The following is a 23268-nucleotide window of genomic DNA, read 5'->3' on the forward strand; positions in this document are numbered from 1 at the left end:
GATGCTATTTGCACGCACATATCAATTTTGAGACAAGTATGGTGAAACATAGGGAAAGCCGGCCCGGTCAGAAAACTGCGGGCGGTCTCGGGGCAAAACCCCGGCGTGATATGTCCGGCAAGCCGCCGGCAAAGCCCGCGCATGCTTCGAGGCCAGCCAAGCCGACGCGCGATCATGGCGAGCGGGTGACCGAGCCGCGCGATGCGACGACCGCTTCCGCAGCGCCGGAACGTCCGCTGATTGCGCGGACTGGCGAGCGTCCCCCGGAGCGCGTGCCGGTGATTCTCGAGTCACTCGGTGCCGGCGATTTCCACCTGATCGACAGCGGCAATGGCCTTAAGCTCGAACAATACGGTCCCTACCGCATCGTGCGGCCGGAAGCACAGGCGCTATGGCCGCCGTCGCTCGCCGCGCATGTCTGGGACAATGCCGATGCGATCTTCACCGGCGATACCGATGAGGACGGCATGGGCCGCTGGCGCTTTCCGCGCGAAGCGCTCGGCGAGACCTGGCCGCTGCAATTGCTCGGCGTCGATTTCCTCGGCCGCTTCACCGCCTTCCGACATGTCGGGGTCTTTCCGGAGCAGATCGTGCACTGGGCCTGGATGAAGGAACAGGTCGAGGCGGCGAAACGACCGCTGAAGGTCCTGAACCTTTTCGGCTATACCGGCGTGGCGTCGTTGGTGGCAGCCGCTGCCGGCGCGGAAGTGACCCATGTCGATGCCTCCAAGAAAGCGATCGGCTGGGCGCGGGAAAACCAGGCCTTGGGCCGCATGGAGAAACTGCCGATCCGCTGGATCTGCGAGGATGCGATGAAGTTCATCCTCCGCGAGGAACGGCGCGGCAATAAATATGACATCATCCTTACCGACCCGCCGAAATTCGGCCGCGGTCCGAACGGCGAAGTCTGGCACCTGTTCGAACACCTGCCGCTGATGCTCGATATCTGCCGCGAAATCCTGTCGCCGAAAGCGCTCGGCCTCGTGCTGACGGCCTATTCGATCCGCGCCAGCTTCTACTCGATCCATGAGCTGATGCGCGAGACCATGCGCGGCGCCGGCGGCGCGGTCGAATCCGGCGAACTGGTCATCCGTGAGGCCGGCCTTGACGGCCGCACGCCGGGCAGGGCGCTTTCCACCTCTCTCTTCAGCCGCTGGGTGCCGAAATGAACCAGGATTTCCGCAGTGACGGCCCACGCAAGGTCGGACAGGTCAAGGAGGTCACCTCGCTTGCCAATCCGATCGTCAAGGACATCAAGGCGCTGACGGTCAAGAAGTCCCGCGAGGAAAGCGGCGCCTTCCTGGCGGAAGGGCTGAAGCTCGTCATCGACGCGCTCGAACTTGGCTGGACGATCCGCACGCTTGTTTATGCCAAGGCGGCCAAGGGCAAGCCTCTCGTCGAACAGGTGGCCGCCAAGACGGTCGCGGCCGGCGGGCTGGTGCTGGAGGTCAGCGAAAAAGTCATCGGCTCGATCACCCGCCGCGACAATCCGCAGATGGTAGTCGGTGTCTTCGAGCAGCGCTGGCAGCAGCTTCGGGACGTCAAGCCGAAGGCCGGCGAAACCTGGGTAGCGCTCGACCGCGTCCGCGATCCCGGCAATCTCGGCACGATCATCCGCACCGCCGATGCGGCCGGCGCCTCCGGTGTCATCCTCGTCGGCGAGACGACCGATCCGTTTTCGCTGGAAACCGTACGCGCCACCATGGGCTCGGTCTTCGCCGTTCCTGTCGTCAAGGCGACGCCGGAAGAGTTCCTGGCCTGGAAGAAGAAGGCTGAGGTTTCCGTTGTTGCCACCCATCTGGCTGGCGCGGTCGATTACCGCACCATCGATTACAAGAAGAAGCCTGTCGTCATCCTGATGGGCAACGAGCAGTCCGGCCTGCCGGATGCCCTGGCGAAAGAGGCCGATGCGCTCGCCCGCATCCCGCAGGCCGGCCGCGCCGACAGCCTCAATCTGGCGGTCGCGACGGCAGTCATGCTGTTTGAAGCCCGTCGCCATATCCTGACCCTGAGCGAGACCCGATGACCGAAAGCGAGACCCACGAACAGCCGACTGCAAGGCCAGCCCTGTTTTCGCGGCCCCTGCCAATCCTGATTTTCATTGTGGTTGCTGTGGTTCTCGACCAGGCCATCAAGATCATGGTCGACAACTGGCTTCCTCTGCAGGAAATGGTGCCGGTCATTCCGATGCTGGCGCTCTATCGCACCTATAATCTCGGTGTCGCCTTCTCGATGCTGTCGGGCATGGATGGCTGGTTCATCGTCGGGATGCGGCTCGTCATCGTCGCCTTCGTGCTGTGGCTCTGGCGACGCACGCCCGATCACCGCTGGCTGGCGCATACGGGCTTTGCCCTGATCATCGCCGGTGCTCTCGGCAATCTGCTCGACCGTTTTCTCTATGGCCACGTGATCGACTACATCCTCTTTCATACGCAGACGTGGTCTTTCGCCGTCTTCAATCTTGCCGACAGCTTCATCACCGTCGGCGCAGGCTGCGTCATTCTCGACGAGCTTCTCATGCCGAAAAAGGCAAAAGCGTAAAATTCTATCGAATCCCTGAAGGCATCGGGAAGACTGCCCATGATAGCCAGACGGCATGAGCACTCTGGCAGATCTGCAGGAAAAGCTTGCCGCCGCGGCAGTTCACGACCAAACGGGACCGAGCGAAGGGCCGGCCGCCGACGAGTCGTCGCTTGTAAAATCGACAGTACCGCGTGAGGCGGGGCAGCAATCGCTACCGCCCGCGCAGGCCCGGTCGTTGCTGGGCCATTGGCTGAATGGCGGGGGTCTTGTCGCTGGGGCAGCCTTTCTGGTGATTGGCTTTGCCGGAGGGCCGCTGCTGCTCGCGGGTCTGTTTGGTCTTGTGGCCCTTGCGCTTGCCGCTATCGGCATCGTCAAAGCTCGAGGCGCTGCGGACGAGCCCGAGATTGCTGCTGCCAATGCCAGCGAGAGCGAGCATGATCGCCTGTGGGAGTACAGGGAAAGCGCCAATCTCCTTGCCACCATCCATGATGCGCTCGGTGACATCACCGTCACACGCAGCATCGACCGGCGGATTATGCATGCCAATGCCACGTTCAGCCGATTGACCGGCAGGCCGCATCCGGAGGGCCTGACGCTGGAAGAGACCGGCCTCGTATTCCGTACCGTCACCGGCGCGAAGCATCAGGATGCGGAAATCGCAACGCCCGAGGGGCGGCGCATTTTTGCCTGGCACGATGTCATGTTCCGCGACGCGACGACGGGGCAATTATGCATACAGAGCGTCGCGCGCGACGTGACGGAGGAGCGGCAGGCTGCGCGCCTGCGCGAAGACGCCAGATTGAAGGCCGAGTATAACAGCGCCGCCAAATCCCGGCTGCTCGCCACCGTCAGCCATGAGATCCGCACGCCGCTGTCTGGCATTCTCGGCATGAACCATCTGCTCGCCCAGACGCCGTTGACCCTGGAGCAGGCAAATTATCTTACCGGCATTCGCCAATCGGGTCACGCGCTGGTGCAGCTGGTCGAGGATCTCCTTGATTTCTCCACGATCGAAGTCGGTCGCTTCCAGTTGCATCCACGGCAGGAGGCTTTACGGCCGCTGCTGGAAGGCGTCATCGAGATGCTCGCCCATCGCGCCCATGAAAAGGGCATAGAAATCGCTGCAAGCGTTGCGGCCGATGTTCCGGAGAACTTGGAGTTTGATCCAGCCCGGCTGCGCCAGATTCTGTTCAATGTTATCGGCAACGCGGTGAAATTCACCCAGACCGGCGGTGTACTTGTCGGCGTCGATCTCAATGGCCGGGATTTGACGATATCGGTGCGCGATAGCGGTCCCGGCATGACCGAGGAGGAGCAGGCCCGTGTCTTCGGCGAGTTCGAGCAAGCCGGTACCACGGTAGAAAGAAGCGCCGGCACCGGTCTCGGCCTTGCCATCTCCGCCCGCATCCTGCGCGAATTCGGTGGCGGCCTCAGCGTCGCGAGCGAGCGCGGCAAGGGCAGCGAGTTCGTCATCTCCTTCCCGGTCCGCCTGGTTGCCGGAGAGAACGGAAGCGACCGGCGCAATACCATGCTCAGAGGCTCTCGTATCCTGCTGCTTGCCCCCGAAGGCGCGGCAAGTACGGCCATCATGCGGACCATACAGACGCTCGGCGGTCGCTGCCGGCTGATCGGCCCCGGTGACATGGACGATCTTCTGCCTTCCTTCCCCATGGGCGAAGGCGGGGTGTGGACGGATCTCATCGTCGATCATCGCATGGCGCCCTGGTATTTCAGCGAGGGAAATGCGCTTGCGGTGCCTCGGCTGCGCAAGATCTTCCTGGTCAATCCCGAGGAGCGCAACACTCATCCGCTCGATCTTTTCGATGCCTGGCTCATCCGGCCGCTGCGCGAGCAGTCGCTGATCGATGTGCTGAGAGGCCGCATGCGCGGCATGGAGAGACGCGACGCCTTGATCGAGGCCGTTTCCGAGATCGGTATAACGACGCCGGAGGCGGAGGAGGACCGTGCGCTCGATATCCTGCTGGGCGAGGATGACCCGGTCAACGCGATGCTGGTTCGGGCCATGCTCTCCAAGGCCGGCCACAGGGTCCGCCTCGTCGAGGATTTCGATGGCCTTCGAGCCCGCATCGAAAAGCTCGAAACGCGGCCGGAGGTACTGGTCACGGATTTCAACATGCCGGGCGGCACGGGTGCGGCCGTGCTTGCGCAACTGCGGGCCCATGAACGAAGGCATGGCCTTCCTTCGCTGCCGATCGTCGTACTGACCGCAGACAGCCGCGATTCGATCCGTCGCCAGGCGCTGTTGGCCGGTGCCGATGCCGTCATCATAAAGCCGGTCGATCCTGAGAAGCTGAAGACAGTGCTGAACGGCCTATCCAGATCGGTTTTCGAACGCGCCTGAAAATTATTTTCCGATCTTCGAGTGACGAACAAGGAAGCCGGCTCATCAATGTTCGATAGAGGCCGAAAAGAAGGCTCAACCTGCGGCATTTGCGGCCGCTAAGTTGGGGACGGGGCGCCTATTCGAATATTGCAATGGGCACGGTTCTTGCATTTAGCAAGGCTGCGTGTCACTTTCCTGTCGCACGAATTTGGTTTATGGCGCTATATCGGCCCGCAGGGGGAGAATCGCCATGTCCATCGAAATTTTGAATCGCGAAGCTCAGGGCGAAATGGTTCAGTCTTCAAAGGCAACGGTTGAGCCGGTTGCCAGCGATGTGCTCGGACGCATCGGAAATCTCGAAACGCGCCTTGCCCGCACGGCGCGCGAAATCGATGCCGCTCAGGCCGTACGCTACCGCGTTTTCGTCGAGGAGATGAACGCGCAATTGCCGGCTGACGCCATGCGTCGCCAGCGTGACGTCGATAGCTGGGACGCCATTTGCGACCATCTTCTGGTGCTGGATCGATCGATCGAAGGCGATTCGGAAGACCAGATCGTCGGCACCTACCGCCTGCTGCGCCAGGAAGTGGCCATGGCAAATGGTGGCTTCTATTCGTCATCGGAATTCGACATCGACGCACTGCTTGCCCGTCATCCCGACAAGCGTTTCATGGAACTCGGCCGTTCCTGCGTGCTGCCGGATTACCGCAACAAGCGCACGGTCGAGCTGCTCTGGCAGGGCAATTGGGCCTATGCGCTGAAGCATGGCATGGGCGCGATGATCGGTTGCGCCTCCTTCCCCGGTGTCCTGCCGGAACAGCACGCGCTCGCCTTGTCCTTTCTCTATCACAATGTTGTCGCCAAGGATGACTGGGCCGTCGGTGCACTGCCGTCGCTCGCCCGGACCATGGACCTGATGCCGGTCGAGGCCATCAATCCGAAGAAAGCGCTGATGGCGATGCCGCCCTTGATCAAGGGCTATCTGCGCCTTGGCGCCATGGTCGGCTCGACCGCCGTCGTCGATCAGGCCTTCAACACCACGGATGTCCTGATCGTCCTGCCGATCGCCAGCATCTCCAACCGCTACGTGAACTACTACGGAGCGGATGCCGGTCGCTTTGCCAGCTGAGGACTATCAAGGGATCGCGAAAATATCGATCGCGTCGGTGATGCCGCGCAGCGCGACATGATGCGATTGCGGCGTGAGACCGCGTCTTGTCATCAGTTCGGCAGCGCGAGGATGATCGAGCACCGAACTGGTGGCGAAGATTTCGCGTGATGTGGCGAGATGCTGGACGCGGGATGCGATATTGACCGTCTGCCCGAAATAATCCTGTCGTTCGTTCAGGCTCACGGCGATGCACGGCCCCTCGTGGATGCCGATTTTCAGGAGAAGGTCGTCGTTGCCGCGCTCATTGTTGAGGCTGAGCATGGCCTCGCGCATCCGCATCGCCGCGGTGAGCGCCCGATCCGGCGTCGGGAAGGTCGCCATGACCGCATCGCCGATCGTCTTGACGACGGCACCCGCCTCCGCTGCCACGATCTCGTGCAGGATGCCGAAATGCGTCTTGACCAGATCGAAGGCAGCGAGATCGCCGACCCTTTCGTATAATTCCGTGGAACCGCGCAGGTCGGTGAACAGAAAGGTGAGGCTGGTGATCTTCAGCCGCTGATCGATGTCGATCGTATCCGTGCGGTAGATGTCGCGGAAGGTCTGGTTGGAAAGCAGGTGCTTGGCGGTCAGAAATGGCCGGCGCTGTCCAAGCAGCGTATGAAGAGCCTCGTTTGCCACGCAGATCGACGGCAGCACGCGAAGGTCCGTGTGGTTCTCCATCTGGATGCGCAAGGGGCCGGGCCGCAACTCGATAGCTTCGCTGTGCCGGTGCATGCGATCGAAAACGATTGAAAGAGCCTGCCTTTCCCTAGACGGCTCGCCCTTCACATCGAGGAATTGCGCCGCATGCGTGACAGGCTCGAAGATAATGGTGAATTCCGCCGGCAATTGAAGCGATATCACTGCTTTCTCGCCGGGCGGCAGCTCGAGCGATTCCAGAACGAATTGATCGACTTTTTCTTCATATCCCTCGTCGGGAAGGTCGATACCCGAGCCCCAATAGATCTGACGGAAATATTCGAGCGGCGGCAGGTCGTGCGGATTGTGCGCTTCTATGTGGCGCACACGCGGACTGACGGTGAAGGTGACTTCCACCATCTCATCGAGCGTCGGCTCGTAGCCGGCTGCGCAAAGTGTACAGTTATAGGTGTCGCTTTGCACGGTTTTCAGCGAGGTATTGGCATCCAATACCCCGCCGCAGCCGGGGCAAAGAACATTCCACGACATCTCGAACAGGCCAAGGCGCGACGCGTGCAGGAAGGCATTGATAGTCTGTTCTTCATCGAAGCTATGGTCGGCGGCGAAGGCGAGTGCATTCACACGGTTGAGCTTGCGGTCGGGTGCCTCAAGGACGAGCCGCTCGATAGCATCGACAATGTCAGGCTGCGCTGAATGGCGCAGCACTCCGAACAAGACCTGAGCTTCACTCATCCCTCTATTTTACACCGAATTGACACGGGAGCCCATCACCTTTGTTGGGTCGCCGGCTCAATTTCATAAGGTAGCGTCTACGACCCCGCACCATAGGCCGCGATGGCGGCCATATTGACGATATCGGAATCCTTGGCCCCCATCGATGTGATCTGCACCGGCTTGTCGAGGCCGACGAGCAGCGGCCCAATGACCGTCGAGCCGCCGAGCTCCTGCAGCATCTTGGTGGAGATCGCCGCGGAATGGAAAGCGGGCATGACAAGCACGTTTGCCGGTCCGGATAGCCGCGAGAAGGGATAGAGGCTTTCCATGAGCTTGCGGTCCAGCGCCACATCGGCGGCCATTTCGCCATCGAATTCAAAATTGACGTAGCGCTTGTCAAGAATGTTCACCGCTTCACGGACCCGCTCGGAACGTTCGCCCGGGGGATGGCCGAAGGTGGAATAGGCGAGCATGGCAACGCGTGGCTCATAGCCCATGCGCCGCGCGAAACCGGCAGCCTCTTCCGCGATATCGGCCAGTTCTTCGGAGGTCGGCATATCATGCACGGCGGTATCGGCGACGAAGACGGTGCGGCCGCGGGCAAGCACGATCGAGATGCCGATGACCCGGTGGCCCGGCTTGGCGTCGATGCAGCGGCGCACGTCGCCGAGCGCGGTCGAATAGTTGCGGGTGACGCCCGTCACCATGCCGTCGGCATCGCCCAGCGCGACCATGCAGGCGGCAAAGTGATTGCGGTCGTTATGGATCAGGCGGGTCACGTCACGATGCAGGTAGCCCTGGCGCTGCAGCCGGGCATAGAGATAATCGATATAGGCATCGCCCCGCTTCGAGATACGGGCATTGACGATCTCGAGGCCGGGGCGGTTGAGATCGATGCCGGCGCGTTCGGCCGTCGCCTGGATCAGATCTTCGCGGCCGAGCAGGATCGCCGTGCCGAGCCCCTGATTGGCGTAGGAGAGGGCGGCGCGCATGACCTGCTCCTCTTCCGCTTCGGCAAAGACGATGCGCTTCTGGTGCCGGCGGACGCGCTCGTAAAGCTGCGCCAGCGTCGAGGCGATCGGATCGCGCCGAGCCGAGAGTTCGCGTGCATAGGCTTCCATGTCTGCTATTTCGCGGCGCGCGACGCCGCTCTCGATCGCGGCTTTTGCGACAGCTACGGGAATTGCCGAGATGAGCCGCGGGTCGAAGGGCACGGGGATGATGTATTGCGCACCGAAGCGCGGCCTTGCACCTTGATAGGCCGCAACGACATCGTCGGGCACGTCTTCGCGCGCAAGGCTCGCCAGCGCGTTGACGGCGGCGATCTTCATCTCGTCATTGATGGTCGTGGCGCGCACGTCGAGCGCGCCACGGAAGATATAGGGAAAACCGAGGACGTTGTTGACCTGGTTCGGATAGTCCGAGCGCCCCGTCGCCATGATGGCGTCGTCGCGGATGCGGGCGACTTCCTCCGGCGTGATTTCCGGATCGGGATTGGCCATGGCGAAGATGATCGGCCGGTCGGCCAGCGAGCGGATCATCTCTTCGGAGAAGGCATCCTTCTGCGACAGGCCGAAGACGACGTCGGCACCCTTCATCGCTTCCGCCAGCGTGCGCTTGTCGGTCTTGACCGCGTGAGCCGACTTCCACTGGTTCATGCCCTCGCTGCGGCCCTGATAGATCACGCCCTTCGTGTCGCAAAGGGTGACGTTCTCCGGATTGAAGCCCATCGACTTGATCAGCTCGATGCAGGCGATGGCTGCAGCACCCGCGCCGTTGCAGACGAGCTTGGTGGTCTTGAGATCGCGGCCGGTCAGTTCGAGCGCGTTGATGAGGCCGGCAGCGGCGATGATGGCGGTGCCGTGCTGGTCGTCATGGAATACGGGAATGTCCATCAGCTCGCGCAGGCGCTGCTCGATGATGAAGCAGTCGGGTGCCTTGATATCTTCCAGATTGATGCCGCCGAAGGAGGGGCCGAGATAGCGCACGCAATTGATGAATTCGTCGACATTCTCGGTGTCGATCTCGAGATCGATCGAATCGACGTCGGCAAAGCGCTTGAAGAGGACCGATTTGCCTTCCATCACCGGCTTGGAGGCGAGTGCGCCGAGATTGCCGAGGCCTAGGATGGCCGTGCCGTTGGAGATGACGGCAACCATGTTGCCGCGCGAGGTATAGTCGTAGGCGGTGGCCGGATCGGCAGCGATCGCCTTTACGGGAACGGCGACGCCGGGGGAATAGGCAAGGGAAAGATCGCGTTGTGTCGCCATAGGCTTGGTCGGGTTGATCTCAAGCTTGCCGGGGCGGCCGTTCTTGTGGAAGTCCAGTGCTTCCTGATCGGTAATTCCCGTTCCCGGACGTGACTTGCTCTTGCTGTCAGCCATAGTTCCTCCAAACCTCCTGTGGGCGACCGGTCCCTCTTGCCCGATAGCTGTTGTCTTCTATAGCGGCGCGCGGATAGGGTGGCACCTCATTTTTTTGGAAAAACTGCACCTCCGTGAACGAACGTATTAACGCCAGCATCGATGCTTTCTCGGCCGCCGAGCTTGCCTCGGAGGAAAGCCGCGCCTCGGCTACTCCGATGATGGAGCAATATATCGAGATCAAGGCGAGCAATCCCGGTTCGCTGCTGTTCTACCGCATGGGCGACTTCTACGAATTGTTCTTCGAAGACGCCGTCGATGCCTCGCGTGCGCTCGGCATCACGCTGACGAAGCGCGGCCAGCACATGGGGCAGGATATCCCGATGTGCGGCGTACCGGTTCATGCCGCCGACGATTATCTGCAAAAGCTGATCGCCCTCGGTTTCCGCGTCGCCGTCTGCGAGCAGGTGGAAGACCCGGCGGAAGCCAAGAAGCGTGGTGGCAAGTCGGTGGTGCGGCGCGATGTCGTGCGCCTGGTGACGCCGGGCACGATCACCGAAGAAAAGCTGCTTTCGCCTTCGGAATCCAATTATCTGATGGCGCTGACACGCATTCGCGGTGGCGCCGAGCCGCAGCTGGCGCTCGCCTGGATCGATATTTCCACAGGCGTTTTCCGCCTCGCCGAGACGGAGGCGTCAAGGCTGCTCGCCGATATCCTGCGCATCGATCCGAGAGAGCTGATCCTGCCGGATACGATGTTCCACGATCCGGAATTGAAGCCGGTTTTCGACATTCTCGGCCGGACTGCCGTTCCGCAGCCGGCCGTGCTGTTCGACAGCGCCAGCGCCGAAGGGCGAATCACCCGTTACTTCGGCGTGTCGACGCTCGATGGTTTCGGCACGTTCACCCGCGCCGAACTGGCCGCCGCCGCCGCCGCCATCGCCTATGTCGAAAAGACCCAGCTCGCCGAGCGGCCGCCGCTAGGGTTGCCGGAGCGTGAAAGCGGCGCCTCGACGCTTTTCATCGATCCCGCCACCCGCGCCAATCTGGAACTGGTGCGCACGCTCTCCGGCGACCGCAATGGCTCGCTGCTGAAAGCGATCGATCGCACAGTGACCGGCGGCGGTGCTCGCCTCCTCGCCGAGCGGCTGATGTCGCCGCTGACCGACCCCGCCCGTATCAATGAGCGTCTGGATTCGATCGGTTTTCTGACCGAGGAGCCGTCGCTCTGCAGCGATCTGCGTTCGGCATTGAAGCATGTGCCTGACATGCCGCGCGCCCTGTCGCGCCTCGCACTCGATCGTGGCGGCCCCCGCGATCTCTGGGCGATCCGCCAGGGCTTGGCAGCCGCAACCGACGTTGCCCGCATGCTCGGAACTGCACTTCTGCCGGAAGAGCTGAAGGCTGCATTGACCGGGCTCGTTGCCTTGCCCGCCGATCTTGAAGCGATGCTCGCCGCGACACTTGCCGACGAGCTGCCCCTGCTGAAGCGTGATGGCGGTTTCCTGCGTGAAGGGGCGAATGCCGAGCTCGACGAAGTGCGGGCATTGCGCGATCAGTCCCGCCGCGTCATCGCCGGCCTGCAGCTGCAATATGCCGAGGAAACCGGCATCAAGTCGCTAAAGATCAAGCACAATAATGTGCTCGGCTACTTCATCGAGGTCACCGCCGGCAATGCTGGTCCGATGACGGATACGAGCGAAGCCAAGGCGCGCTTCATCCATCGCCAGACCATGGCGAATGCCATGCGGTTCACCACGACCGAACTTGCCGATCTCGAAAGCCGCATCGCCAACGCTGCCGACAAGGCGCTGGCAATCGAGCTCGAGGCCTTCGACCGCATGGTCGCAGCCGTGGTGGCTGCTGCCGAGGCGATCAAGGCGGGCGCCCGCGCGCTCTCGGTGATCGATGTCGCAGCCGGCCTTGCGCTCCTTGCCGAGGAGCAGGCCTATTGCCGACCCATCGTCGATGGCAGCCGCATGTTCGCCATCGAGGGCGGCCGCCATCCGGTGGTGGAGCAGGCACTCCGCCGTCAGGCCGGCGGTCCGTTCGTCGCCAACAATTGCGATCTCTCGCCGAAGGCCGATGGCAAGGATGGCGCCATCTGGCTCCTGACCGGCCCGAACATGGGCGGTAAGTCGACCTTCCTGCGCCAGAATGCTTTGATCGCCATTCTCGCGCAGATGGGTTCCTTCGTGCCGGCCGCTTCCGCTCACATCGGCATCGTCGACCGGCTGTTCTCGCGCGTCGGCGCTTCCGACGATCTGGCCCGCGGCCGTTCGACCTTCATGGTCGAGATGGTCGAGACGGCGGCGATCCTCAATCAGGCGACGGAACGCTCTCTCGTCATCCTTGATGAGATCGGGCGTGGCACCGCAACCTTCGATGGCCTTTCCATCGCCTGGGCCGCCGTCGAACATCTGCACGAGGCCAATCGATGCCGCGGCCTCTTCGCCACGCATTTCCATGAACTGACAGTGCTATCGGAGAAGCTCGGCCGACTTTCCAATGCCACCATGCGCGTCAAGGAATGGGATGGCGATGTCATCTTCCTGCACGAGGTCGGGCCGGGTGCTGCCGATCGCTCCTACGGCATTCAGGTCGCGCGTCTTGCCGGCCTTCCGGCGTCCGTGGTGGCGCGAGCCCGCGATGTCCTGACGCGGCTTGAAGATGCCGACCGCAAGAATCCGGCAAGCCAGCTCATCGACGATCTGCCTCTCTTCCAGGTGGCAGTCCGCCGGGAGGAGGCCGTTGGCCGGCGCGAGCCGTCCAAGGTCGAGGAACGGCTGAAAACGCTGGATCTGGACGATCTGACGCCGCGCGCCGCTCTGGATGTGCTTTATGAACTGAAGAAAACGCTTACCAAAAGCAGCTGACCACAGGCGATATTCCAAGGGCAATATGATGTATCTCGAAGTTCTTCTCGCCGAAGTCCGCACTCTGGGTGAGCGCTTCTCTCCGATCGCCGCGCGCGGCAAGATCTGTGGCGAGGGGGAGCCTCCGGATTGTGACTCCGATCGTGGCCTGCTCGATATTACGCTGTCCTGCAGCCGCATTTCCGATATTTGCTCAAAGATCGCCAAGGCCGGTTATTGGGAATGCGAGCGCGAAATGGTGACGCAGATCGGCGCCCAGTCGCGAAACATATTATATAGCTTGAACGAGCTCAGACGGGCGATCGAGCCGGCAAGGCCCTAAAACCGCCGGCTTCTGCGTCGATTGCCGTCACGCTTCGTCAACTTTGGCCCGGTAGAAATCATGGAAAGACCAGGCCCAGAATACCTGTGTTAATCGCGGGTCAAAGAGGCTATAGCGCATGCAGACGAAAAGACAGGCGCGCCGGCAACGGGCCGCGGTCAGCGAAGAGAAAGCCGATCGGCAGAGCATGGAAACGCATCATATCGATTTTACGACCATTCTCGATGTATCCGCGCTGAAGGCGGAGTGCGAGGCTCTCGCCAAACGCGGTCTGGAGAAGAATGAAGAGCGCTCCGTGCTGCTGGCGCTGTTGAAAAAGGCAAGCCAGGATGGACGGGAAGAAGCACGGCAATTGCTGATGGCCGACGGCAGCGGGCTCAATTGCGCGCACCGGATTTCCTGGCTGCAGGACCAGATCATCACCGTCCTCTACGATTTCACCGTCCGTCACGTCTATCCGAAACAGGCAGGCGCCTTCTCCGTCACCGCCGTCGGCGGTTATGGCCGCGATACGCTGGCGCCGGGCTCCGATATCGACCTTCTCTTCCTCTTCCAGCCGAAGCCGGCGAGCGAGACGCACAAGGCGGTCGAATTCATTCTCTATATGCTTTGGGACATGGGCTTCAAAGTCGGCCACGCCACGCGCACGGTCGAGGAATGCATCCGCGAGGCCAAGTCCGATATGACGGTGCGCACCGCCATCCTCGAAACCCGCTATATCTGCGGCAACATCGCACTGGAGCGCGAGCTGCAGGCGCGCTTCGACAAGGAAATCGTCACCAATACCGGCCCGGAATTCATCGCCGCCAAGCTCGCCGAACGTGACGAGCGCCATCGCAAGGCCGGCGATACCCGCTATCTGGTCGAGCCGAACGTCAAGGAAGGCAAGGGTGGCCTGCGCGATCTGCACACGCTGTTCTGGATCTCGAAATATTACTACCACGTCCGTGATCCCGCCGAGCTGGTAAAGCTCGGCGTGCTCTCGAAGCAGGAATATCGTCTCTTCGAAAAGGCCGAGGATTTCCTCTGGGCCGTGCGCTGCCACATGCATTTCCTGACCGGCAAGGCGGAAGAGCGGCTTTCCTTCGATATCCAGCGCGATATCGCTGCAGCCCTCGACTATAACGCCCGCCCGGGCCTTTCCGCCGTCGAGCGGTTCATGAAGCACTATTTCCTCGTCGCCAAGGATGTCGGCGATCTCACCCGCATCCTCTGCGCTGCATTGGAGGACCAGCAGGCGAAGGCCACTCCGGGCCTCACCGGCGTCATCAGCCGTTTTGCCAACCGTTCGCGCAAGATCCCCGGCACCGTCGAATTCGTCGAGGATCGCGGCCGCATCGCGCTTGCCAATCCCGATGTCTTCAAGCGCGATCCGGTCAGTCTCATCCGGCTGTTCTTCGTCGCCGACATCAACGGCCTCGAATTCCATCCGGATGCATTGAAGCGCGTCACCCGCTCGCTGAGCCTGATCGACAACGATCTGCGCGAGAACGAGGAGGCGAACCGCCTCTTCCTCTCCATCCTTACCTCGAAACGCGATCCAGCGCTGATCCTGCGCCGCATGAACGAGGCCGGTGTGCTCGGCCGCTTCATTCCGGAATTCGGCAAGATCGTCTCGATGATGCAGTTCAACATGTATCATCACTATACGGTGGACGAGCATCTGATCCGTGCCGTCGAGGTGCTGTCGGAGATAGACAAGGGCAAAGCGGAGGATATTCATCCGCTCACCAACAAGCTGATGCCCAATATTGAGGATCGCGATGCGCTCTATGTCGCCGTCCTGTTGCACGATATCGCCAAGGGCCGCGAGGAGGATCATTCGGAAGCCGGTGCCGCAGTTGCACGCAAGCTCTGCCCGCGCTTCGGCCTTTCACCGAAGCAGACGGAGCTGGTGGTCTGGCTGATCGCGGAACATCTGACCATGTCGATGGTCGCCCAGACGCGCGACTTGACCGACCGCAAGACGATCATCGATTTTGCCGACCGCGTGCAGTCGCTCGACCGGCTGAAGATGCTGCTGATCCTGACTGTCTGCGACATCCGCGCCGTCGGCCCTGGGGTCTGGAACGGCTGGAAGGGTCAGCTGCTGCGCACGCTCTATTATGAAACCGAGCTGCTGCTGTCAGGCGGGTTCTCCGAGGTGTCGCGCAAGGAACGGGCGGAGGCTGCCGCCGAAGCGCTGGAACACGCACTTGCCGATTGGAGCCAGAAGGAGCGCAAGGCCTACGTCAAGCTGCACTATCAGCCCTATCTGCTGTCCGTGCCGCTGGAAGATCAGATCCGCCATACGCAGTTCATGCGTGAATCCGACAAGGCGGGCAAGGTCCTCGCCACGATGGTGCGCACCGATAGCTTCCACGCCATTACCGAAATCACCGTGCTCTCGCCCGACCATCCGCGTCTTTTGACTGTGATCGCCGGCGCCTGCGCCGCTGCCGGGGCCAATATTGCCGATGCGCAGATCTTCACGACATCGGACGGCCGCGCGCTCGACACCATCCATGTCAGCCGCGAATTCCCCGACGATGCCGACGAGCTGCGCCGCGCCGCCACCATCGGCAAGATGATCGAGGATGTGCTGGCCGGCCGCAAACGGCTGCCGGAGGTCATCGCGACGCGGACGAAGAACCGCCGCAAGAACAAGGCTTTCGTCATCCCACCGTCGGTGATCATCACCAACAGCCTCTCCAACAAGTTCACGGTCATCGAGGTCGAATGCCTCGACCGCCCGGGCCTGCTGTCGGAAATCACCGCCGTTCTTTCGGACCTGTCGCTCGATATCCAGTCTGCCCGCATCACCACCTTCGGCGAAAAGGTCATCGACACCTTCTATGTCGCCGACCTGGTGGGCCAGAAGATTTCCAACGAGAACAGGCGAGCCTATATCACCGCCCGCCTGAAAGCCGTCATGGCGGGCGAGGAGGATGAAATGCGCGAGCGCATGCCCTCCGGCATCATCGCGCCCGCCGCCACGCGTGGCGTCGCCGTCGAAAAGTCAGACACCGAGAAGAAAGCCGGTTCAGCCGCATGAGCCTAGTCAAGAAATTCATCACCGTCGGTGGCGCGACGCTCGGCAGCCGCATCTTCGGCTTCGCCCGCGAAACGCTGATGGCCGCCGCCCTCGGCACGGGGCCGATGGCTGACGTCTTCTACGCTGCCTTCCGCTTTCCGAACCTCTTCCGCCGGCTGTTTGCCGAAGGTGCCTTCAACGCCGCCTTCGTGCCGCTCTTTGCCAAGGAAATCGAGGCGAACGGCATTGATGGCGCCAAGCGCTTCTCGGAAGAGGTGTTCGGCGTTCTCTTCTCGGTCCTGCTGCTGATCACCATCGTCATGGAACTGGCCATGCCGCTCCTGGTGCGTTGGGTCATCGCGCCTGGTTTTGCCGACGATACCGAGAAATTCGACCTGACGGTCCGGTTGGCGGCCGTGATGTTCCCCTATCTCATGTCGATGTCGCTGACGGCGATGATGAGCGGCATGCTGAATTCGCTGCATCATTTCTTCGCCGCGGCCGTGGCTCCGATCTTCCTCAACCTGGTGATGATCAGCGCGCTGTTCTACGCGATCTATTTCGGCGCCGATCCGCTGACCACCGCCTGGTATCTGTCCTGGTCGGTACTGGTGGCAGGCGTGCTGCAGCTGGCCGTCGTCTATATCGGCGTGCGCCATGCCGGCATCAATATCGGTCTGCGCTTTCCGCGCTTCACGCCCAATGTCAAGCGGCTCTTGCTTCTTGCGATCCCAGCGGCCATCACCGGCGGCGTCACTCAGATCAATCTGGTCATCGGCCAGGCGATTGCCTCGGGCAAGGAAGGCGCAATCGCCGCCCTGCAATATGCAGACCGCATCTACCAGCTGCCGCTCGGTGTCGTCGGCGTCGCAGTCGGAATCGTGCTTCTGCCGGAATTGGCGCGTTCGCTGAAGTCGGGCCATATCAAGGAAGCCGCCAATATCCAGAACCGCTCGATCGAATTCGTGCTGTTCCTGACGTTGCCGGCCGCAGTCGCCCTGTGGCTGCTCTCCGACGATATCATCCGCGTGCTTTACGAGCGCGGCGCCTTTAACGCGAACAATACAACGCTGGTCGGCTCCATCCTCGCCATCTTCGGCCTGGGTCTACCGGCTTTCGTGCTGATCAAGGCCTTGCAGCCCGGCTTTTATGCCCGCGAAGATACGAAATCGCCGATGCGCTACACGGCGGTCGCCGTCGCCGTCAATTCGGCGCTGTCCATCCTGCTTTTCCCGGTGCTGGCCGAGCGTGGCATTGCGCTTGCCGAGGCGGTTGCCGGATGGCTGAACGCTGTACAGCTCTTCGTGACCCTCTATCGCCGCGGGCATCTCGTCTGGGAATGGTCGCTGGTGCGGCGCACCGCCATGTTGCTCGTCTCCTCCGCCGTCATGGGTGGCGTCATCGTATATTTGTCTCATCGGTGGGAGCCGCTTCTGGGTTCCGGCTCGACGCTGCTCACCAAGACCGGCGTCCTGGGCTTGCTCATATTGATTGCGATGGCAGTATACTTCATTGCCGCCTTCCTGATCGGCGGTGTGGATGTGGGCATGATACGCCGCAATTTGAAGCGCAAGCGCCCGGCGCCAGCGTCGGATGCGAAGGCGGTGAATGGGGAGTAGACAGCGACGCCGGCTGTCGCGCGAGCTGAGATCGCGTAACCCCCCTCTGTCGCTGCCGCGACATCTCCCCCACAAGGGGGGAGATTGTTGGGAGTTTGCCGCGCCCTTCGTAAACAGTAGGCCCACCCTTATGAGCACGTTAATGATTAGATATGAGTAGGTGCCACGCGCTACCGATCTCCCCCTTGTGGGGGAGATGTCCCGATAGGGACAGAGGGGGATACGCACCCTCCACATATGCGCAGTTTATTTTGTTCGCGGAGCCCCAATGCCCCAATCCCTCTTCCTCGTCGCCCTCGTCATCGATGATTACGACCGCGCCAAAGCCTTCTATTGCGATGCCCTTGGCTTCGAGTGCTTGGCTGACGAGGTGCAGCCGGAGGGCAAGCGCTGGGTTGTCGTCAGGCCGAAAGGCACGGAGGGCGCCGCGCTATTGCTCGCTCAAGCCGCCAGCGACAGCCAGCGCGCGGCGATCGGCAACCAGACCGGCGGCCGCGTCGGCTTCTTCCTCAAGACCGATGATTTCACCCGCGATCATGCCACGATGAAGGCAAAGGGCGTGCGTTTTCTGGAGGAACCGCGCCATGAGGTCTATGGCACGGTGGCGGTCTTTGCCGATCCCTATGGCAACACTTGGGATCTGATCCAGCATTCTTCCTGAGACTCTGTCACATAGCCACTTGATCCCCATCGATCCCACGTGCATAAGCCGCTCGAAACCAAGGGTCGAGCATTGCTCACCCGGGCCCTCCACAAGCCTTTTGAGGACGACATGACCGAATTCAAGCCGCTCGTATTCTCCGGCGTTCAGCCTACCGGCAATCTCCACCTCGGTAACTATCTTGGCGCGATCCGCAAGTTCGTGGCCCTGCAGGCCAACAACGACTGCATCTATTGCGTCGTCGACATGCATGCGCTGACGGCGCAGCTCGTCCATGAGGACATGCCGAACCAGACGCGCTCGATCACCGCGGCCTTCCTTGCCGCCGGCATCGACCCGGAAAAGCATATCGTCTTCAACCAGTCGGCCGTGCCCGGCCATGCCGAGCTTGCCTGGATCTTCAACTGCGTCGCCCGTATCGGCTGGATGAACCGCATGACGCAGTTCAAGGACAAGGCCGGCAAGGACCGCGAGCAGGCCTCGCTCGGTCTTTATGCCTATCCGAGCCTGATGGCTGCCGACATTCTGCTCTATCGCGCCACCCATGTTCCAGTCGGTGACGACCAGAAGCAGCATCTGGAGCTGACCCGCGACATCGCTATGAAGTTCAATCTGGACTACATGGAGCATATCCGCCGCACGGGTTATGGCATCGATATCACCGTCGGCGACGAGCCGGTGCACGCCTATTTCCCGATGGTCGAGCCGCTGATCGATGGCCCGGCGCCGCGCGTCATGTCGCTGCGCGACGGCACGAAGAAGATGTCGAAATCCGACGCATCGGACCTCTCGCGCATCAATCTGCTCGATGATGAGGAAAACATCTCCAAGAAAATCCGCAAGGCGAAGACAGATCCCGATGGCTTGCCGAGCGAAATCGCCGGTCTCGCCGGCCGTGCGGAAGCCGACAATCTGGTGGGCATCTACGCGGCCCTCGCCGACAAGTCGAAGGCGGAGGTCCTCTCCGAATTCGGCGGCCAGCAGTTCTCCGTCTTCAAGCCGGCGCTGGTCGATCTCGCCGTACATGTGCTCTCGCCAATCACGACGGAAATGCGCCGCCTGATGGCCGATCCCGGCCATATCGACGCCGTTCTGCGCGATGGCGGCGCCCGCGCCCGCGCTCGTGCCGATGTGACCATGAAGCAGGTTCGCGATATTATCGGCTTTCTATATTGATATCGGCATGCAGGCCGCCGCCTGAATCGGGGGCTTGCAAAACGTCGTCTTCGGGTGTCAGAATCGCCGCATGGTTTCAAAACGTCTCTCACGGCTCGAAGGTCATCGCCGCAAGTTCATGGCGGTCATCGACGGCACCCCAGAATGCCAGCGCGCCGTCCATTATGCCGGCCGGCGCGCCAAGAACTCCAATGGCGGCCTCGTTCTGCTCTATGTGATTCCCGAGGGTGACTTCCAGCAATGGCTTGGCGTCGAGGAGATCATGCGGGCGGAAGCGCGCGAGGAAGCGGAGGCAGCAACGGCAAAGGCGGCGCAGGCCGTGCGCGAGAATGTCGGGATTGACGCCGAAATTGTCATTCGTGAGGGATCGGCCGCCGAGCAGATCAATGCCTTGATTGAAGAGGATCGGGACATCGCGCTCCTCGTTCTTGCGGCAGGGTCTGCCAAGGAGGGTCCCGGTCCACTGGTTTCGTCGATCGCCGGTCGCGCAACCGCTTTTCCGATCCCGGTGACGGTGCTTCCGGACACGCTGAGCAACGAGGAAATCGACGCTCTGAGTTGATGGGCAGACGCCATTTCTTGAGAAACATTCTCTTGAATAGAATGGCCAAAAGGCCTATCTTCTTTTGAAATATTCTAAAGTCGGGACAGGGTTTCCGCCCGCCGCATGGAGATCAAGATGTTCATTCAGACCGAAGCGACGCCGAACCCCGCGACCCTCAAGTTCCTGCCGGGCAAAGTGGTGATGGAAAATGGCACGGCCGAGTTCCGCAGCGCCGAGGAAGCCGAAGCTTCGCCGCTGGCTGCCCGACTCTTCGAAATCCCGGGCGTCATCGGCGTTTACTTCGGCTACGACTTCATTTCCGTCTCCAAGGAAAATCAGGAGTGGCAGCATCTTAAGCCCGCTATCCTCGGTTCGATCATGGAGCATTTCATGTCCGGCAAGCCGGTCATGGGCTCGGCGTCGGTTCTCTCCGAAGTGCAGGATGCCGGTGGCGAATTCTTCGATGAAGGCGATGAATCGATCGTGCTGACTATCAAGGAGCTGCTGGATACCCGCGTTCGCCCGGCCGTTGCCCAGGATGGCGGCGACATCACCTTCCGCGGCTTCCGTGACGGCAAGGTCTATCTCAACATGAAGGGTTCCTGCGCCGGTTGCCCGTCCTCGACGGCGACGCTAAAGCATGGCGTGCAGAACCTGCTGCGCCATTTCGTGCCCGAAGTTCAGGAAGTCGAAGCCGTTTAATATTCAGGCTTTTCGGAAAATTTGACATGATCGTACTGGCGCTCGACACGGCAGGTGTGGATTGCGCTGCCGCTGTGTATGATAGCGGCAGTGATTCTGTGATGGGGGAGGTCACGGAAACGATCGGACGGGGGCATGCCGAGCATCTGATGCACGTTGTCGACGGAGCGTTGGCGAAAGCCGGCATAACGCTTTCGGCGGTCGAGCGTGTCGTCGTGACCGTCGGCCCCGGTTCCTTCACCGGTATCCGCATCGGCGTTGCAGCCGCACGCGGATTTGCACTTTCCCTCAATGTTCCAGCAGTTGGCGTCACGACCCTCGAGGTCATGGCAGCGACCGCGCGAGCACAGAATCCGGGCAAGTCGGTTCTGGCTGCCATCGATGCCAAGCGCGAGGAGATCTATCTCCAGAGCTTCGGTGCGGATGGCAACCCGCTGGACGAGGCTCGGGCCGTGACGATCGACGAAGCGCGGGCGATTGCCAGCGCCTTTGACGGCATCGTTACCGGCACGGCCGTCGCCCGGTTGAGCGACGCGCCGCCGGCAGAGCGGCCAGACGCATTTCCGATTGCCATCGTCGCCCGGCTGGGCGCCGGCAAGCCTGCCGGCGAAAAGCCGAAGCCGCTTTATCTTCGCGGACCCGATGCCAGACCGCAGGCCGGATACGCAGTTGCCAGGCAATAGACATGCTCGAATCCTATCTTACCTTGAAAGCCGAATACGAAATCGTTCCGATGGAACTGAAGGATTGCGCCGAAGTGGCGCTCCTGCATGGCGAACGGTTCCCGCGGGTTTGGGACGAGACTGAATTTCAGGGTCTCCTTTCGCAGGAGACCACCTTCGGCTTCGTCGCCCGTCAGACCAACGCCATCCTGAAAAAGGCGCTTCCCGGCTTCGTGCTGGCGCGGCATGTGGCGGGCGAGGGCGAAATCCTGACGATTGCCGTCAATGCCAAGCTCGGACGCTCCGGTCTCGGCTGGCGCCTCATGCAGGCGGCGCTGCGGGAAGCCCGCAATCGCGGCGGCGAAACCATGTTCCTGGAGGTCGATGGCGGCAATCAGCCGGCGCTAGGCCTCTACCGCAAGCTCGGTTTCGAAACCGTCGCTGAGCGCAAGGCCTATTATGTCGGCGAAAACGGCCAGAAGTCGACGGCGCTTGTCATGCGCCGCGTTCTTCGCTAGAGCATTTTGCAGCCAAGTGGCATCACCTGGCGTCGCACAAATGCGGCAAAACAAATAGTTAGAGCAGCAATTTGACGCTCTAACTGTTGCCACAGTCCACACAGACCGAAGACAGCGATTGATGGAAGACGCCGTAAAATCCCTGGAGGAGCTTTGCGCCGAGCGCGGAATGCGCATGACGGAGCAGCGCCGGGTCATTGCGCGCATCATTGAGAGCTCCGGCGATCACCCGGATGTCGAGGAACTTTATCGCCGCTCGGTGGAGGTGGATGCCAAGATCTCGATTTCCACGGTCTATCGCACGGTAAAGCTTTTCGAGGATGCCGGCCTTCTTGCCCGCCACGATTTCCGCGATGGTCGCTCCCGCTACGAAACCGTGCCGGAAGAACATCATGATCACCTGATTGATCTGAAGAGCGGCCAGGTGATCGAATTCCACTCGCCGGAGATCGAGGCGCTGCAGGAACGTATAGCCCGCGAACACGGCTTCAAACTCGTCGACCACCGGCTGGAGCTTTATGGCATCCCGCTGAAGAAGGACGAAGGTTGACGTGAAGGCTTTCAAGCAGGAGCGAATGATTTGATGACCTGGCTGCGCATCGGCTGTGCCGCCGTGGTCATTGGCGTTGTCAGCGCGGTGATGCTGCCGCTGCAGATCCTCTGCCTGCGCTTTGACTGGAAGCTCCGGCGCTATCTGCCGCGCTACTGGCATCGCATCGTCTGCTATTGGCTTGGCGTGCGCATCCACGTGGTCGGCAAGATGGAGACGAGCCGGCCTCTCATGCTGGCGTCCAACCATTCGTCCTGGCTCGATATTCTCGTATTGTCGGCAGTTGCTGACGTCTCCTTCATCGCCAAGTCGGAAGTGCGGGACTGGCCGATCTTCGGGCTTTTCGCGCAGTGGCAGAAAAGCGTGTTCGTCGAGCGGGAGCAAAAGCGCAAGACCGGCGAGCAGGTGAATGAGATCGCCGACCGCATGGCGGACGGCGAAATCATGGTGCTGTTTCCCGAGGGGACGACCTCGGACGGCAATCGGCTGCTCGAAGTCAAATCCTCGCTGTTCGGTGCTGCCGCTGCCGCCCTGCCGAAGGCGCCGGATGCCGTCGTGCATGTTCAGCCGGTCGCGGTCGCCTATACCCGCGTCCATGGAACACCGATGGGCCGCTATTATCGCCCGCTGACGGCATGGCCTGGCGATATCGAGCTTGTGCCGCATCTGAAGGGCATCATCCAGTGCGGCGCCATCGATGTCGACGTCTGTTTCGGCGAGGCGGTGGATTATCGCGCCGGCACCAATCGCAAGGAAGTCAGTGCCACCATCGCCAAGCGGATCCGTAAGATGCTTGCCAGCCGCCTGCTCGGGCGCGAGATCGCCTGATTTCCAGGTGATTCCAACTTTTTCATTTTCTCCGAAAGCA

Annotated in this window: 19 protein-coding genes; 17 read left to right on the forward strand and 2 right to left on the reverse strand. The window is 61.5% G+C overall.

What is annotated here, in order from left to right:
- The first annotated feature begins 41 nt into the window (after positions 1–41).
- From AC13RE_RS18545 to olsB, 5 genes are all read left to right on the forward strand, one after another.
- Entirely contained in the window at positions 42–1169 is a 1128-nt protein-coding gene (locus AC13RE_RS18545) for a class I SAM-dependent methyltransferase (RefSeq protein WP_488564048.1), read from the forward strand.
- Positions 1166–2026, forward strand: coding sequence for a TrmH family RNA methyltransferase (locus tag AC13RE_RS18550; protein ID WP_488484241.1), 861 nt, complete (start codon positions 1166–1168; stop codon positions 2024–2026). Before AC13RE_RS18545 ends, AC13RE_RS18550 begins: the two co-directional genes overlap by 4 nt.
- Positions 2023–2541: a signal peptidase II gene (gene lspA, locus AC13RE_RS18555; protein ID WP_488564012.1), complete on the forward strand. Its 519-nt coding sequence runs from the start codon at positions 2023–2025 to the stop codon at positions 2539–2541. Before AC13RE_RS18550 ends, lspA begins: the two co-directional genes overlap by 4 nt.
- A 55-nt stretch (positions 2542–2596) precedes the next feature.
- Positions 2597–4885: a PAS domain-containing hybrid sensor histidine kinase/response regulator gene (locus tag AC13RE_RS18560; protein ID WP_488564013.1), complete on the forward strand. Its 2289-nt coding sequence runs from the start codon at positions 2597–2599 to the stop codon at positions 4883–4885.
- 232 nt (positions 4886–5117) lie between these two features.
- Positions 5118–5996, forward strand: coding sequence for a l-ornithine N(alpha)-acyltransferase (gene olsB / locus AC13RE_RS18565; RefSeq protein ID WP_132715674.1), 879 nt, complete (start codon positions 5118–5120; stop codon positions 5994–5996).
- Between the two features lie 6 nt (positions 5997–6002).
- On the opposite strand, the gene AC13RE_RS18570 is transcribed toward olsB, so the two are convergent.
- Together AC13RE_RS18570 and AC13RE_RS18575 are read right to left on the reverse strand one after the other, a co-directional pair.
- Positions 6003–7412 carry a DUF5939 domain-containing protein gene (locus AC13RE_RS18570; protein ID WP_488564014.1) on the reverse strand — a complete coding sequence of 470 codons (1410 nt, stop codon included), beginning with the start codon at positions 7410–7412 and terminating at the stop codon, positions 6003–6005.
- Between the two features lie 77 nt (positions 7413–7489).
- On the reverse strand, positions 7490–9778 hold the full coding sequence (locus AC13RE_RS18575; protein WP_488564015.1) for an NADP-dependent malic enzyme: 2289 nt from the start codon (positions 9776–9778) through the stop codon (positions 7490–7492).
- A gap of 197 nt (positions 9779–9975) precedes the next feature.
- On the opposite strand from AC13RE_RS18575, the gene mutS reads away from it, so the two are divergent.
- The 12 genes from mutS to olsA all read left to right on the forward strand — a co-directional run bounded on the left by mutS (position 9976) and on the right by olsA (position 23228).
- Positions 9976–12633, forward strand: a complete 2658-nt coding sequence (gene mutS, locus AC13RE_RS18580) for a DNA mismatch repair protein MutS (protein WP_488564049.1) — start codon at positions 9976–9978, stop codon at positions 12631–12633.
- 25 nt (positions 12634–12658) lie between these two features.
- The gene (locus AC13RE_RS18585) at positions 12659–12955 is read left to right on the forward strand and encodes a hypothetical protein (RefSeq protein ID WP_488564016.1); all 297 of its coding nucleotides are present in this window, start codon (positions 12659–12661) and stop codon (positions 12953–12955) included.
- A 118-nt stretch (positions 12956–13073) separates the two neighbouring features.
- The gene (locus AC13RE_RS18590) at positions 13074–15989 is read left to right on the forward strand and encodes a [protein-PII] uridylyltransferase (protein ID WP_488564017.1); all 2916 of its coding nucleotides are present in this window, start codon (positions 13074–13076) and stop codon (positions 15987–15989) included.
- Positions 15986–17587, forward strand: a complete 1602-nt coding sequence (gene murJ / locus AC13RE_RS18595) for a murein biosynthesis integral membrane protein MurJ (RefSeq protein WP_488564018.1) — start codon at positions 15986–15988, stop codon at positions 17585–17587. The genes AC13RE_RS18590 and murJ overlap by 4 nt, the downstream gene beginning before the upstream one ends.
- 268 nt (positions 17588–17855) lie before the next feature.
- Entirely contained in the window at positions 17856–18248 is a 393-nt protein-coding gene (locus AC13RE_RS18600; RefSeq protein WP_488564019.1) for a VOC family protein, read from the forward strand.
- Positions 18249–18359: 111 nt separating this feature from the next.
- The gene (gene trpS / locus AC13RE_RS18605; RefSeq protein WP_132715681.1) at positions 18360–19424 is read left to right on the forward strand and encodes a tryptophan--tRNA ligase; all 1065 of its coding nucleotides are present in this window, start codon (positions 18360–18362) and stop codon (positions 19422–19424) included.
- Positions 19425–19494: 70 nt separating this feature from the next.
- Entirely contained in the window at positions 19495–19986 is a 492-nt protein-coding gene (locus AC13RE_RS18610) for a universal stress protein (protein ID WP_015338625.1), read from the forward strand.
- A 117-nt stretch (positions 19987–20103) separates the two neighbouring features.
- Positions 20104–20670 carry a NifU family protein gene (locus AC13RE_RS18615; protein WP_132715682.1) on the forward strand — a complete coding sequence of 189 codons (567 nt, stop codon included), beginning with the start codon at positions 20104–20106 and terminating at the stop codon, positions 20668–20670.
- A gap of 26 nt (positions 20671–20696) precedes the next feature.
- Positions 20697–21353 carry a tRNA (adenosine(37)-N6)-threonylcarbamoyltransferase complex dimerization subunit type 1 TsaB gene (gene tsaB, locus AC13RE_RS18620; protein ID WP_488564020.1) on the forward strand — a complete coding sequence of 219 codons (657 nt, stop codon included), beginning with the start codon at positions 20697–20699 and terminating at the stop codon, positions 21351–21353.
- A 2-nt stretch (positions 21354–21355) separates the two neighbouring features.
- A complete protein-coding gene (locus AC13RE_RS18625; protein ID WP_488484233.1) occupies positions 21356–21850 on the forward strand; it encodes a GNAT family N-acetyltransferase in 495 nt (164 codons plus the stop codon).
- Positions 21851–21971: 121 nt separating this feature from the next.
- The gene (locus tag AC13RE_RS18630; protein ID WP_095433808.1) at positions 21972–22400 is read left to right on the forward strand and encodes a Fur family transcriptional regulator; all 429 of its coding nucleotides are present in this window, start codon (positions 21972–21974) and stop codon (positions 22398–22400) included.
- A 30-nt stretch (positions 22401–22430) separates the two neighbouring features.
- Complete coding sequence (gene olsA / locus AC13RE_RS18635; protein WP_132715685.1) at positions 22431–23228, forward strand: lyso-ornithine lipid O-acyltransferase; 798 nt, start codon at positions 22431–22433, stop codon at positions 23226–23228.
- The last annotated feature ends 40 nt before the right edge of the window (positions 23229–23268 follow it).

This window comes from Martinezella sp. CNPSo 3959 (assembly GCF_057784355.1).